The 13,638-nt window shown below is 57.7% G+C and carries 10 protein-coding genes; 3 read left to right on the top strand and 7 right to left on the bottom strand.

Annotated elements, in window-relative coordinates:
- Nucleotides 1-3 precede the first annotated feature (3 nt).
- Both SJY32_RS13245 and secA read right to left on the bottom strand, forming a co-directional pair.
- The gene (locus SJY32_RS13245) at nucleotides 4-1,230 is read right to left on the bottom strand and encodes a hypothetical protein (RefSeq protein WP_376876185.1); all 1,227 of its coding nucleotides are present in this window, start codon (nucleotides 1,228-1,230) and stop codon (nucleotides 4-6) included.
- Between the two features lie 140 nt (nucleotides 1,231-1,370).
- Complete coding sequence (secA, locus tag SJY32_RS13240; RefSeq protein WP_376876182.1) at nucleotides 1,371-4,055, bottom strand: preprotein translocase subunit SecA; 2,685 nt, start codon at nucleotides 4,053-4,055, stop codon at nucleotides 1,371-1,373.
- A 181-nt stretch (nucleotides 4,056-4,236) separates the two neighbouring features.
- On the opposite strand from secA, the gene SJY32_RS13235 reads away from it, so the two are divergent.
- From SJY32_RS13235 to mutT, 3 genes are read left to right on the top strand one after another with little or no spacing between them, the layout of a single operon-like run.
- Complete coding sequence (locus SJY32_RS13235; RefSeq protein ID WP_376876179.1) at nucleotides 4,237-5,106, top strand: peptidylprolyl isomerase; 870 nt, start codon at nucleotides 4,237-4,239, stop codon at nucleotides 5,104-5,106.
- A 43-nt stretch (nucleotides 5,107-5,149) separates the two neighbouring features.
- Nucleotides 5,150-6,526: a bifunctional glutamate N-acetyltransferase/amino-acid acetyltransferase ArgJ gene (argJ, locus tag SJY32_RS13230; protein ID WP_376876176.1), complete on the top strand. Its 1,377-nt coding sequence runs from the start codon at nucleotides 5,150-5,152 to the stop codon at nucleotides 6,524-6,526.
- Complete coding sequence (mutT, locus tag SJY32_RS13225) at nucleotides 6,523-6,921, top strand: 8-oxo-dGTP diphosphatase MutT (RefSeq protein ID WP_376876173.1); 399 nt, start codon at nucleotides 6,523-6,525, stop codon at nucleotides 6,919-6,921. The genes argJ and mutT overlap by 4 nt, the downstream gene beginning before the upstream one ends.
- Nucleotides 6,922-7,056: 135 nt before the next feature.
- Here mutT and infB read toward each other — a convergent pair whose 3' ends face one another.
- The 5 genes from infB to pip all read right to left on the bottom strand — a co-directional run bounded on the left by infB (nucleotide 7,057) and on the right by pip (nucleotide 13,586).
- The gene (gene infB / locus SJY32_RS13220) at nucleotides 7,057-9,591 is read right to left on the bottom strand and encodes a translation initiation factor IF-2 (RefSeq protein ID WP_376876170.1); all 2,535 of its coding nucleotides are present in this window, start codon (nucleotides 9,589-9,591) and stop codon (nucleotides 7,057-7,059) included.
- A complete protein-coding gene (locus tag SJY32_RS13215; RefSeq protein WP_376876167.1) occupies nucleotides 9,588-10,217 on the bottom strand; it encodes an RNA-binding protein in 630 nt (209 codons plus the stop codon). The genes infB and SJY32_RS13215 overlap by 4 nt, the downstream gene beginning before the upstream one ends.
- A 15-nt stretch (nucleotides 10,218-10,232) precedes the next feature.
- Nucleotides 10,233-11,849, bottom strand: a complete 1,617-nt coding sequence (gene nusA / locus SJY32_RS13210) for a transcription termination factor NusA (RefSeq protein ID WP_376876164.1) — start codon at nucleotides 11,847-11,849, stop codon at nucleotides 10,233-10,235.
- Between the two features lies 1 nt (nucleotide 11,850).
- Entirely contained in the window at nucleotides 11,851-12,444 is a 594-nt protein-coding gene (gene rimP, locus SJY32_RS13205) for a ribosome maturation factor RimP (protein ID WP_376876161.1), read from the bottom strand.
- Nucleotides 12,445-12,599: 155 nt separating this feature from the next.
- Nucleotides 12,600-13,586: a prolyl aminopeptidase gene (gene pip, locus SJY32_RS13200; RefSeq protein WP_376876158.1), complete on the bottom strand. Its 987-nt coding sequence runs from the start codon at nucleotides 13,584-13,586 to the stop codon at nucleotides 12,600-12,602.
- Nucleotides 13,587-13,638: the final 52 nt, after the last annotated feature.

Below are 13,638 nucleotides of genomic sequence, written 5' to 3'. Positions count from 1 at the left end.
GGCTTACTGCGCGAGGGCAAGCGTCATGTCTGTCTGCGGCAGGGTCATGACAACAGCATCACCAATCGCGTCACATTCCGGCATCGCAAGGGTCAGCGTGTCGCGTTCGCGCGCCGTCTTGCCATACCGCACCAAAGTAATGGAGAGATCTTGTGCGCAAGTTGCGTCGGTGACAGCTACCTCAAAATCAAAGGTCACGGTGCGCTGGGTTCCGCGCGCGACGTAGATCTCCGCTAGCTTAGGGTTGAGCAGATCCGCATCTCCCAAACGCGTCACATATCCGCCCTCGCCCCGTTCCGCCGCCGCGAAAACATGCCCGCTTCCGCCAAACTCCGCGCCGTTCTCATAGGCGTTCAAAGCGACATCCTGTGAACCCTCCCAGTTTAGAACGACACGCTCCCCATTGATCGGCGTGGCAAGGGTAAGGCTTGCTGTCAGGCGGGTTCCATCCGGAAGGTCTACGGTAATTTCGGGCTGTGACGCCAGCGCCGGCATCTCGATACGGAGGCGACCATCGACGTCTGTCTTAACCTTGAACGTCACATCCGATTGCGAAATCGAAACCACTGAGTCTGTCGCGCAGGGCGCAACGAACTCAATCGCAACCAAGCCCGAAAGCCCTTCGGTCAACGCCAGGGACGGCTCTGTGCAATTGGTAAATCCATAACCACCGTCAGAGACGATCAATTCGCTATCCATGGCCAACGCGTCGAGATTTAGCTTCTCTGCCACAGGCTCGACCGGCACGAGATCGGCCACTGGCTTCGCGGCCTCAAGGCTGGGCGCTCGGCGCACGTCACTCAGCGCGGCTACAGACATACCGCCAATAACCTCCTGCGCGCTTGGCTGTTGGGGGGCCGCGATATTGCCCGCCACCGCCGAAACATCCGCGACGTTCCCGACAACCGCCGCGATCTGCTCACCGCTTTCAATAGCCGTCTTGCTGCTTTCCATGATCTGGCCTGCCCCAATCACCACTGCAACTGCGGCGCCAATCGCGAGAGCACGACGCGTTTGCGGCTTGGTGTTGGAAAGCTGCGCCAATCCCGCGCCGATAATCCCGCGCTGCGCTTTATCGTCTGGCGCCAAAATACTCGCGCGCAAATCCTGCTTATTCGAGACACGTGAGCCGGATTCGTCGTCACGCGCAGAGGACAGCTTTGCCGCTCGTTCGAGCAGGCCTTCCATAGCGTTGGCTTTTGACAAGTCGGGGAATTTTGGTAACTGCATAGCTGCCTCCGGCTCTGATTGCTTTGGAAAAGCTTAAAAGCGGATCAAGGCGAAGGCGTGGCGTGGCTGGGGCGTGGCTAGGGCGTCTCCGTGGCCGGCAGATAAGAAAAAAGGCGACCCTGAGGCCGCCTTTTCAGAACTCAAAGTTTGCCGTGGCAGTTTTTGTACCGCTCACCCGAGCCACAAGGGCAAGGTGCATTGCGAGGCGTCTCCGCCCAGTCAGGCAAGGCAGGAAGCGTGCGAGGATCAACGGTCTGCGAAGGATCTTGCGGGGTCGCATCATCCTGTGCAGGCGCCGCTTGCGCAGCCTGCATCTGTCGGATCATTTCCGCGCGCTCTTCCGGCGAGATCGGTGCGATTTTCGACAGCCGTTCTGTCACATCTGTGCGCAGACCATCGAGCATCGATTCGAACAGCTGGAAGCTTTCCGTCTTATATTCGGACAACGGATCACGCTGTGCATAGCCACGGAATCCGATGACCGAACGAAGATGCTCAAGTGTCACGAGGTGCTCGCGCCACTTGGTATCGATCGTATTGAGCAGAACCTGCTTCTCGATTTGGCGCATTGTATCGCCACCAAACCGTTCCGCCTTGTCGGCCATATAGGCAGTTGCGGCGGCCTCAATGCGCTCTTGAATATCGGATTGATCGACGCCCTCTTCTGCGGCCCAATCAATTACCGGCAGGTCAAGATTGACCTTCTCCATCAGCGCCTCTTTGAGACCTTGCGTGTTCCACTGATCTGCATAAGTCTTTGGCGGCAAGTATTGGTCCACGATATCTTCAATCACCTGCTCGCGCATATCGGCGGTGATTTCCTCAACCTCGGTGGTTTCCATGATCTCACGGCGCTGACCAAAGATGGCCTTACGCTGATCGTTCATCACATCGTCAAACTTCAAAAGCTGCTTACGAATATCAAAGTTGCGGCCCTCGACTTTGGCCTGCGCGCGCTCTAGCGATTTGTTCACCCAAGGATGGATGATCGCTTCGCCTTCCTTCATGCCGAGGCTCCCGAGAACCTTCTCAAGCCGCTCGGACCCGAAAATGCGCATCAGATCGTCTTCGAGCGAGAGGAAGAACAGCGAGCGGCCGCGGTCGCCTTGACGGCCAGAACGGCCGCGAAGCTGGTTATCAATTCGACGGCTTTCGTGACGCTCCGTTGCGAGGACAAATAGGCCGCCTGCTTCGAGAACCTTGGCCTTCTCATCCGCATGTGCGGCCTCAATCTGCTCGCGTAAGGCATCAGGATCGGCGTCAGGATTGGCTGCAAGCGCCTCCATCACCTTCATCTCGACGTTCCCGCCCAGCTGAATATCGGTGCCGCGCCCTGCCATATTCGTGGCGATGGTAACAGCATTCAGCTTACCGGCATCTGCGACGATCTGGGCTTCTTGCTCATGCTGGCGCGCGTTGAGGACGTTATGCGGGATCTCCGCCGCCTTCAGGAGTTCGGACAGCATCTCAGACTTCTCGATCGATGTCGTTCCGACCAAGAGCGGCTGGCCTTTCGCATGCGCTGTTTTGATCGCCTCGACGACGGCAGCATATTTTTCATCTGCTGTGCGGTAGACGCGATCGTGATCATCTTTACGCTGAATCGGGCGGTTCGTTGGGACTTCAACGACGCCGAGCTTGTAGATTTCCGCGAATTCCTCGGCCTCTGTCGTGGCCGTGCCGGTCATACCGCCGAGCTTATTGTAGAGGCGGAAATAGTTCTGGAACGTCACCGACGCGAGCGTCACGTTTTCCGGCTGGATCTCCACGCCTTCTTTCGCTTCGATTGCCTGATGCAACCCGTCCGACAGGCGACGGCCTGGCGTCATACGGCCAGAAAACTCGTCGATCAACACAACTTCGCCATCGCGCACGATGTAATTCTGATCGCGGAAGAACAAACGATGCGCGCGCAAGGCCTGCGTCACATGGTGGACAATCGTCGTCGATTCTGGATCGTAAAGCGTCTGTCCCTCGGGCAAAACGCCCGCCTCGGTCAGGCGCTGTTCCAGAAACTCGTTGCCAGCCTCGGTATAGGTGGCCGATCGCGCCTTCTCGTCGAGCTTGAAATGTTCCGGCTGGAGTTCGGCCATGAAGGCATCCAGCGTCACATAAAGTTCGGAACGATCCTGACTCGGGCCAGAGATAATCAAAGGCGTGCGCGCCTCGTCGATCAGAATACTGTCAACTTCATCCACGATTGCAAAGAAATGCTCGCGTTGCGCCATCTCTTCAATCGAGCCCTTCATGTTGTCACGAAGGTAATCGAAGCCGAGTTCGTTATTCGTCGCGTAAGTCACATCCGCACGGTAAGCGGCGCGCTTTTCGTCATCGGCTTGATAAGGGTAGACAACGCCCGTCGTCAGGCCCAATGCACCGTAAACTTTACTCATCCATTCCGCATCGCGTTTGGCGAGGTAATCGTTGACCGTCACAATATGGACGCCCTTACCAGCCAATGCGTTAAGATAGGCAGGGAAGGTCGCAACCAGGGTCTTACCCTCGCCGGTCTTCATCTCTGCGATATTGCCTTGATGCAGGAAAATCCCGCCCATGAGCTGCGTATCGAAGGCGCGCAAGCCGAGCGCGCGCTTCGCCGCCTCACGGCAGTTTGCGAAAGCTTCCGGCAGAAGCGCATCGAGGCTTTCGCCTCCCTGCGCCCGCGCCGCGAGAGCTTCGGTGCGTTCCTTGATCTGCGCATCCGTCAGTTCGGCGAACTCCGGCTCTAGCGCGTTAATCTTCGCGACAAGCGGACGAACCGATTTGACTTTGCGATCGTTGGGGGTGCCAAAAACTTTTTTGGCGAGCGTTCCGAGGCCCAGCATGTTTTCTCCGCGGGTTCCTGACCATTTCGTGTCTCGCCTGCCCTTGCTCGAACCTGCACGCCCGCCTAGAACGGCAAACGAAAAAAGGGACGGGACAAACAACAAGACCCTTGGCGATGTAAGCGCCACCCGTCACAGTGTCAACGCTGCGGGACACCGCAGATCAATTGGAGTTGCCCGAATGCCGATGATTTCCAGCGTAAAGATGTGTTTTGCGACGATAAGCCTGATTGCGGCAGGCATGACCGCACCCGTTTGGGCGCAAGATGCCGCTAAAGATATGACCGCAGAAACCGTCGTTGCGACGGTCAATGGCACCGATATTACCCTTGGACACATGATTGCGCTGCGCGATAGCCTGCCCGAGCAGTATCTTTCGCTCGACGACAAGGTTTTGTTTGACGGCGTTCTGGAGCAGTTGATCCAGCAAACGGCTTTGGCCGAAGAACGCGAAGAGGCGCTGACTGCGCGCGATAAGTTGATGATCGAAGTTGATCGTCGCGCTTACCTTTCCGGCGCCGTCCTCAATCAAATCGCGCAATCCGCAATTTCCGAGGATGCCGTCAAAGAAGCCTATGACGCAAAATACGCGAGCGTAGAGCCGTCGCGAGAATACCACGCGGCGCATATTCTCGTAAAAACCGAAGATGAGGCAAAGGCTATTCACGAGGCGATTGTGGGTGGTGCTGATTTCGCGGAGCAAGCCAAAGAGCATTCCCTCGACGGATCCTCGGCGAGCGGCGGCGATCTTGGCTGGTTCCCGCTGGGAGCGATGGTCGAGCCCTTCGCAAACGCTGTTGCTGCGCTGAAAGCGGATGAAGTGTCCGCTCCCGTTGAGACCCAGTTTGGCTGGCATATCGTTAAACTCTTCGAAGATCGTCTGGCAGAAGCACCGAAAATCGAAGATGTTCGCGAGGAGATCGAAGGCGAAGTGCGCGCAGCCGCCGTTGAGGGTCATGTTGCTGCGTTGATGGAAGACATCAAGGTCGAGCGTTTGGTGGACGGCGTAGATCCGGCTATCTTGCGTTCGAACGAGATTTTGAAAGACTAACGACTGTAATCACGCCTGCGCCGTAGCGCATCGGGAGAGAGATATGGGTATCAAGAAGTGGAAGGCTAAGGCAAAAGAGCTGAAAGCCGAGATCAAGGCGCTCAAAAAGCGCGGCAAGGCGTATAAGGCCGCCGGGAAGAACGCGCAGGCCCCTGCAAGCGTCGCGCCCGTGAAGAAGGCGTCGCTGGTTTCGCCACTCGCCCCCAAATCGTTCCCCACTCTCCCCGTGATCGACGGCGTTGAATTCGCTTCGGCGCAGGCAGGGATCAAATATCAAGGGCGCAGCGATGTGACCTTGATCAAAATTGCCGGCGGCTCCGCTATCGCTGGTGTGTTCACCACATCCTCAACGCGGGCCGCATGCGTCCATGATTGCCAAGCAAAGCTCAAATCCACAGCGGATACCGATGAGGGTGCGGCGATTATCGTGAATTCCGGCAATGCAAACGCCTTCACTGGCGCGGTTGGTCAGGAGTTGGTCGACGCCGTCACGCAGGCCGTTGCCGCCGCAGTTGGCGTGCCAGCCTCGCGTGTCTTCTCCTCGTCAACGGGGGTCATCGGTGAGCCGCTGCCGCACGGCAAGATCGTTGCCAAGGTTGAAGAGCTCGCAGGTTCGCTTGATGTCAACGGCATTGAAGCCGCCGCGAATGCAATCATGACGACGGACACCTTCGCGAAGGGCGCAACCGCCGAAGTTGAGGGCGAAGGCGGCGTTATCCGCATCGCAGGCATCGCAAAAGGCTCGGGCATGATCGCCCCGAATATGGCGACGATGCTGGTGTATATCTTCACCGATGCCAAGATTTCGCAAAAGACCTTGCAGCGCCTGCTTTCGCGCCAAGTTGACGAGACGTTTAACGCGATCACCGTGGACAGCGATACGTCAACCTCTGACGCGCTCCTGATCGCCGCCACCGGGCGCTCTGAGGCGGAAGAAATCAGTGATCTTCGCTCGAAGGTTGCGAAGGACTTTGAAGCCGCACTCCGTGCCGTGATGATGGATCTCGCCCATCAGGTCGTGAAGGACGGTGAAGGTGCCACGAAGTTCGTTGAGGTGCGCGTGACGGGCGCCGAGACTGCGCAAGATGCCCATACAATCGCGATGTCGATCGCCAATTCGCCGCTCGTGAAAACCGCGATCGCAGGGGAAGATGCGAATTGGGGCCGGGTCGTTGCCGCCGTCGGTAAATCCGGCGCCAAGGCTGAACGTGACCTCCTGACGATTTCCTTCGGCGAGATGGTTCTGGCCGAAAAGGGCTGGCGCTCGCCGGATTACGATGAGGCCGCTGCATCCGCCTATATGAAGGGCGAGGAGCTTGTGATTACGGTCGATTTAGGTCTCGGAGATGCTGCGAAATCGGTTTGGACCTGCGATTTGACTCACCGTTACATCGACATCAACGCGGATTATCGTTCGTGAAACTTCTTCTCGTTTCCGCAGTTGCCCTTATTGATGGCGAAGGCCGGATTTTACTTGCGCAGCGGCCAGAGGGGAAATCTCTGGCCGGGCTATGGGAATTTCCCGGCGGAAAAGTTGAGGCGGGGGAGACGCCGGAAGCCTGTCTTATCCGTGAGCTTCACGAGGAGTTGGGCATCAATACCTACGCCTCCTGCCTAGCGCCACTGACCTTCGCAAGCCACAACTACGACGAGTTTCACCTGCTGATGCCGCTCTTTGCCTGCCGCAAATGGGAGGGTATCGTTCAGCCGCGCGAGGGGCAAAAATTGGCTTGGGTGCGTCCAAAAGATTTGCGGGATTACCCTATGCCACCTGCGGATGAGCCGTTGATCCCGATCTTGCGCGACTGGCTGTAACGCGCCGCGCGCGAGCAAATACGCGAGTGGATAACGAAGGGGCGCCGTTCAAGCGCCCCTTTTTCGTGGCAACAACGCTCGTCATGAAAAAGGGGGACCGTATGGCCCCCCTTCCGTTTCATCTTTTTCCGTGGATCAGAGCTTCCGCTCGACCTCTTCACGCTCGAAGATCTCGATGACATCGCCAGCGCGGATATCGTCGTAGTTTTCAAACGCCATCCCGCATTCTTGACCGGAGATGACCTCTTTAACTTCGTCTTTGAAGCGCTTGAGTGTCTTAAGCGTGCCTTCGTGGATGACCACGTCCTCACGCAGCAAGCGAACCCCAGCAGAACGACGCGCAACGCCTTCGGTGACGATACAACCGGCAACCTTGCCAACGCCCGTGACCTTGAACACTTCCTTGATTGCCGCATAGCCGATGAAATGCTCGCGCACTTCAGCTTTGAGCAAGCCGGAGGCCGCCGCTTTGATGTCGTCCACCAGATCATAGATGATCGAGTAGTAGCGAATCTCGACACCTTTCTGGTTCGCAGAGGCACGAGCAGGCGCGTTCGCACGAACGTTGAAGCCGATAACAGGCGCACCGGAGGCTTCCGCCAAGCCGATATCGCTTTCCGTAATCGCACCAACGCCGGAATGTAGAACCCGCACGCGGACTTCGTCATTCCCGACTTTTTCGAGCGCCTGAACGATCGCTTCGGTCGAACCCTGCACATCGCCTTTCACAACGACGGGCACTTCGGCAACGCTCAAATCAGCTTTAGCCTTCGCCATAAGCTGCTCGAGCGTGGTCGCCGCACCAGCCGCCGCGCGCTTGTCCTTGGTCGCTTTCTCGCGGTAATCCGCGATCTCGCGCGCCTGAGCTTCGGTCTCAACAACGTTAAGCACGTCACCCGCGCCTGGCGTTCCGTTGAGGCCGAGGACTTCGACAGGGACCGACGGCCCAGCCTCAGTGATACGCTCGCCCTTGTCGTTGATCAGCGCACGAACCTTGCCCCACTTCTCGCCGACGACAAAGATATCGCCCTGACGCAGGGTACCGTGTTGGATCAGAACTGTCGCGACCGGGCCACGACCAATGTCAAGTTTGGCCTCGATAACAGCACCTTGCGCCGACCGCGTGGGGTTTGCGCGAAGTTCCAGAACTTCTGCTTGCAATGCGATCGCCTCAAGCAGTTCATCCAGACCAAGGCCGGTTTTCGCCGAGACTTCCACATCCTGAACATCGCCCGACATGGCTTCCACAACGACTTCATGCTGCAGTAGATCCGTGCGGACTTTTTGCGGGTTCGCTTCGTATTTATCGATTTTGTTAATCGCAACGATCATCGGCACTTTTGCCGCTTTCGCGTGGGCGATTGCCTCGATCGTTTGCGGCATCACCGCGTCATCGGCCGCGACAACCAACACAACGATATCGGTGACATTCGCGCCGCGCGCACGCATCGACGTAAACGCCGAGTGACCAGGCGTATCGAGGAAGGTCAACACTGCGCCCTTCTCGGTTTTCACCTGATATGCGCCGATGTGCTGCGTGATCCCGCCAGCTTCGCCGGAAACGACGTTCGCCTTGCGGATCGCATCGAGGAGCGATGTCTTGCCGTGGTCAACGTGACCCATGATCGTCACGATCGGCGGACGGGTTTGCAGATCCTCGTCCTTATCCTTCACGGTATCGATCACTTGCTCGACGTCAGCGTCAGAAACGCGGACCGCTTTGTGGCCGAATTCCTCGATCACAAGTTCAGCAGTGTCAGCGTCGATCGGTTCGTTCATCGTGACCATCATACCCATCTTCATGAGGGATTTGATGATATCGACCGAGCGTTCCGCCATACGGTTGGCAAGCTCTTGCACAACGATAGTCTCTGGAAGCTGAACGTCGCGGACCATTTTCTCGGCTTTTTGGCCGAAGCCCATCGCCTTCTGACGCGCTTTCTCTTGCTTACGCTTCATCGCGGCCATCGAACGCTGACGCCCGCCTTCACCACCTGAGAGCGCTGCGCTCAGCGAAAGCTTGCCCGAACGACGATTGTCGACTGTGCCGCCTTTTTTGGCGCGTTCGCGATCCGCTGTACGCTCGTCACGATCACGGTCGATCTTGCGCGGGCCAGTGGTCGATACACCCTTGGTTTCCGCGCGCGATGCGGCGGCTTCTGCTGCTGCAGGGTCAACAGGCACGTCAGCTTTCGCCGGCGCCTTGCGAACTTCCTCTTTCTTCTGCGCGCGCAACTCGGCCTCGCGGGCTTTGCGCGCGTCTTCTTCCGCTTTCAGGCGGAGCGCTTCTTCGCGCTCGCGATCTTCGCGTTCTTTCGCTTCGATCTCGGAACGACGGCGTTCCCGCTCTTCTTCGCGGGCTTTCTCGTCTGCCGCGCGCGTCGCGGCTTCTTCAACCTCACGTGCCTTCGCAGCATGAAGCGCCTTCAAACGGCGCTCCATCTCGGCGTCGGAAATCCCAGCGGGACGCTTGGAGGGGTCACCCAAGGATGGGTTGCCCGAAGTAGATGGTTTCGCGCCCGGCGCGGCGCCCGGCTTAGGGACCATCACGCGTTTGCGCTTTGTCTCAACAACAACGCTCTTCGTCCGTCCGTGCGAGAAGCTCTGCTTCACCGAACCGGGACGCCCGCCGCCAAGACCAAGGGGTTTTTTACCGTCTGTATCGCTCATGCCGTCTTCGTATCCTTCCCGGCGAGTATCTCGCCGCACTGCTTGCGCAAGCCCGTAAGCTTCGCCGCTTCTTCGATGACGCGCTGGGTGAGTCCACCCGTGGCAAGCGCGCCGTGTATCGCATGATCCCGCCCAAATGCCAAACCTAATTCGGAGGCCGTCAAACAACCGAACCAACGCCCGCCTTCGGGCGTCCAGAGCTTGCCTTTTCCACGCTCGGAACCATCCGATGCTTGAAGCAGAACCTTGGCACGGCCCTCAGAGAGCCATCCCTTAACTTTTTCGAAACCGATCACAGCACGGCCCGTTTTGCGAACCATCGAGACAAGCTCCACAACGCGTATCGCCTGACCCTGCTCGACTATGTCCGCGAGGCCATCAGGCACCGTTACCGCTGTTTTCGCGGCGCGAGCAAATAAGCCCTTCGTCGCCGCTTTCGTAATCAATTCTTTATCTGCCGTAACCCAGATCCCCCGACCTGGCAATTTTTGTGCCAGATCGGGATAGATCATGTTGTCTGGGCCGAGCACGAAGCGGATCAACCCAAATTTAGGTTGCACCTCTCCCGTTACGACGCAGCGCCGTTCCGGATCGTCTCGTTCTTTATCTCGGCCACCACGGCTCATCTTGCTATCCGAGGATTAAACCTCGGCCTCCACTTCGCCTTCAACAGGCTCTTCATCTTCTTCGGCTTCCATCTCGGACGGATCAACCCAGCCTAGCTGGACACGTGCCGTCATGATCAGGGCTTGCGCATCCTCAAGAGTCATCTCGAACTTTTCGAGAATGCCTTCGTCCTTGTGACGCGCGCCATCGACTGTTGTCCAACCACCCGCAAGTTCCCAATCGGCGCAGGTCGCGAAATCTTCCAGCGTTTTGACGCCATCATTCGCGAGTGCTTCGATCATCTGCGGGGTCAGGCCCTCGAAATCAAACAGCGATTGCTCCACGCCGAGCGCGGTTGCTGCCTCAATGGCCTTACGGTTTTGTTCTTCAATCACGTCACGTGCGCGGGCTTGCAATTCGCCCGCCGTGCCTTCGTCCACACCTTCGATGGACAAAAGCTCGTCTTGATCGACGTAAGCAACTTCCTCAAGCGAGGTGAAGCCTTCTGCCACCAAGAGTTGGGCGAAGAACTCGTCCAAATCAAGGGCGTCGACAAAGAGTTTTGTGCGCTCTGCGAATTCGGCCTGACGGCGTTGCGATTCTTCGGCTTCTGTGAGGATGTCGATATCGAGACCGGTGAGCTGGCTCGCCAGACGCACGTTTTGGCCGCGACGACCGATTGCGAGCGAGAGTTGCTCGTCAGGCACGACGACCTCAATTTTGCCAGCCTCCTCATCGATCACAACTTTCGACACTTCTGCCGGCTGCAATGCGTTCACGAGGAAGGTCGCTTGATCTTCGTTCCACGGGATGATGTCGATTTTCTCGCCCTGCAACTCGCCAACGACTGCCTGAACACGCGACCCGCGCATACCAACGCAAGCACCGACAGGATCGATGGAGTTATCGTTCGAGATCACAGCGATCTTCGCGCGCGAGCCCGGATCACGAGCAACCGCTTTGATGTTGATGATGCCGTCGTAGATTTCCGGCACTTCCATCTTGAACAATTCAGCCATGAACTGCGGATCGGTGCGCGACAGGAAGACCTGCGGCCCGCGCGTTTCGCGGCGAACATCTTTGACATAGGCGCGGATACGGTCATTCGGGCGGTAGCTTTCACGGCCGATTTTCTCGTTCCGGCGCAGGATTGCTTCACCACGGCCGATATCGACGATAAGATTGCCGTACTCTTCCCGCTTCACGACGCCATTGATGATGGTGCCTTTACGATCTTTAAATTCATCGTACTGACGATCACGCTCTGCTTCGCGGACGCGCTGCAAGATAACCTGCTTTGCCGACTGTGCCGCGATACGGCCCAACTCGACTGGCGGGACCTCGTCGATGATTTCCTGCCCGACTTCGGGATGCGAGAAATACTGTTTCGCCTGAGCAACGGTCAGCTCTGCTTGGTAGTTTTCCAGCAGCTCATCCTCAACAACCGTGCGGACACGGGTGAAGGTCGCACGGCCGGTTTTGCGGTCGATCGACACGCGAATATCCATCTCCGCGCCGTAGCGCGACTTCGCGGCACGCGCGAGACTGTCTTCCATTGCTTGAATCACGAGATCAGGATCGATCATTTTCTCGCGGGCAACGGCCTCAGCAGTTTGCAGCAGTTCGAGCTGGTTGGCAGAAGTGATTGCCATATCACGCCTCCTCGGAAGGGTCAGAATCGGTATCGTTTACAATCTCGTCGAAGTCGTCTTCGTCGATCACACCTGCCGCCTTTTTCTGGCGGAGCATCTCGGCGATGAGCTCATCGGTCAGGATCAGTTTCGCGTCAGACAACCATTCGAACTCAAGCCCGATGGTCAGAGGCGCGCCCGCCTCCTCGATCTCAATCAATACTTCGTTGCCCTCGGTGCCGCGAATAAACCCTTTGAACCGACGACGACCGTCGATCAGTTCCGTGGTTTCGATCCGCGCCTCGTAGTCGGCCCAAGCGTCAAAATCTTTCAGACGTGTCAGCGGCCGATCGATCCCTGGGGAAGACACTTCGAGATGGTAGTTATCCTCAATCGGGTCTTCGACGTCCAACACGGCCGAAACCGCAGTGGAAATCTTGGCACAGTCGTCGACGTTGATCCCGCCCTCGGGGCGATCCGCCATAATTTGAAGCGTAGCCGTGCGGCCGCCTTGCAAGCGGATGCGGACCAACTCGTAGCCCAACCCCTCAATCGCAGGGGTAACAATCTCTGCCAGGCGCCGATCGATGGCGGTCTTGGCGATCAGCTCGGTCATATCCCGATCCTCTGACTAAATCACATGGCGACCCGCAAATGAAAAACGGGCCCTAGCGGCCCGTTGCATCTGTCCGGTGGGCCTCAGGTTTGGACCCTGAAACGCCGCTGTTGAAGGCCATATAGGCTAAAACAACTGAGTCTGCAAGCGATCTATCATAGCGCCGCTCGCAACACCGGCCGAAGGCGGTTTGTCGCCTCGACAAGCGCTTCAGTGATCCTCGGCTCAGACAACGCGTGGCCGGAGGCCTGCACGAGCTTCAGATGCGCCCGATCCCATCCCTGCGCGAGCCGCCATGCGGACAAGGGCGGGCAGATCATATCTTGGCGACCCTGCACGATATCGGCGCCGATATGTTCAATTCTGCCTCGATTTCGAAGAATCTGCCCCTCTGAAATGAAGCATTTATGGACAAAATAGTGGTTTTCGAGCCGCGAGAATGCGCGAGCATAATCGGCAGGCGCTTCCCCCATCGGCCAAGCGGGATCAACCGCCGCCAGTGCATTCTCCCATCCTGCCCAAGCGCGCCCGAAACGGGCCTCGACGGCGTAATTCCCGCTAAATAGCCGTTCATGATAAGCCGCAATTAAATCCTCGTGCTCACCAGCCGGGATCAAATCAGTAAATTGCGCCCAGAGATCGGGGAAAAACCGCGCGACACCGCCACCATAGAACCAATCCAACTCGGATTGCTGGGCCAAAAACACCCCCCGCAAAACGAGATGCAGCACGCGATCCGGATGCGCTTGCGCGTATAGCAATGCCAAAGTCGCGCCCCAGCTCCCGCCAAAACACATCCAGCGGTCGATTTTTAACGTCTCGCGAATGCGCTCCATATCCGCAATCAGATGCGCGGTCGTATTCGCCTCGACGCTCGCATGAGGGCGCGAGAGACCGCATCCACGTTGATCGAACAGAACAATCCTATAGACCTCGGGATCGAAATATCGCCGCATTGCAGGGCTGCAACCGCCCCCCGGACCACCATGACAAACGACGACGGGCACCCCGTCGGGGTTGCCCGATTGTTCAACATAAACCTGATGCCCATCGCCCATATCCAACATCCGCTGATCGAAGCGATCAATCAGCGGATAAAGAAACGCGCCTGATGTGCGCTTTTGCCCTGCGGTTCTATCCATGAAAGCACTATATAACGATGAACGTTGGCCCGCCATGGGCGAGAATGAGGAT

This window comes from Albirhodobacter sp. R86504 (assembly GCF_042466415.1).
In the GTDB taxonomy this organism is placed as follows: Bacteria; Pseudomonadota; Alphaproteobacteria; order Rhodobacterales; family Rhodobacteraceae; genus Albirhodobacter.
This window is presented reverse-complemented; position numbering and strand designations above follow the sequence as displayed.

What these genes read in the sequence shown, in the direction of transcription:
- nusA (WP_376876164.1), bottom strand. Translation starts at nt 11,849, where the DNA reads ATGGCAATCACTTCTGCCAACCAGCTCGAACTGCTGCAAACTGCTGAG.
- argJ (WP_376876176.1), top strand. Translation starts at nt 5,150, where the DNA reads ATGGGTATCAAGAAGTGGAAGGCTAAGGCAAAAGAGCTGAAAGCCGAG.
- pip (WP_376876158.1), bottom strand. Translation starts at nt 13,586, where the DNA reads ATGGATAGAACCGCAGGGCAAAAGCGCACATCAGGCGCGTTTCTTTAT.
- SJY32_RS13235 (WP_376876179.1), top strand. Translation starts at nt 4,237, where the DNA reads ATGCCGATGATTTCCAGCGTAAAGATGTGTTTTGCGACGATAAGCCTG.
- secA (WP_376876182.1), bottom strand. Translation starts at nt 4,055, where the DNA reads ATGCTGGGCCTCGGAACGCTCGCCAAAAAAGTTTTTGGCACCCCCAAC.
- SJY32_RS13245 (WP_376876185.1), bottom strand. Translation starts at nt 1,230, where the DNA reads ATGCAGTTACCAAAATTCCCCGACTTGTCAAAAGCCAACGCTATGGAA.
- rimP (WP_376876161.1), bottom strand. Translation starts at nt 12,444, where the DNA reads ATGACCGAGCTGATCGCCAAGACCGCCATCGATCGGCGCCTGGCAGAG.
- SJY32_RS13215 (WP_376876167.1), bottom strand. Translation starts at nt 10,217, where the DNA reads ATGAGCCGTGGTGGCCGAGATAAAGAACGAGACGATCCGGAACGGCGC.
- infB (WP_376876170.1), bottom strand. Translation starts at nt 9,591, where the DNA reads ATGAGCGATACAGACGGTAAAAAACCCCTTGGTCTTGGCGGCGGGCGT.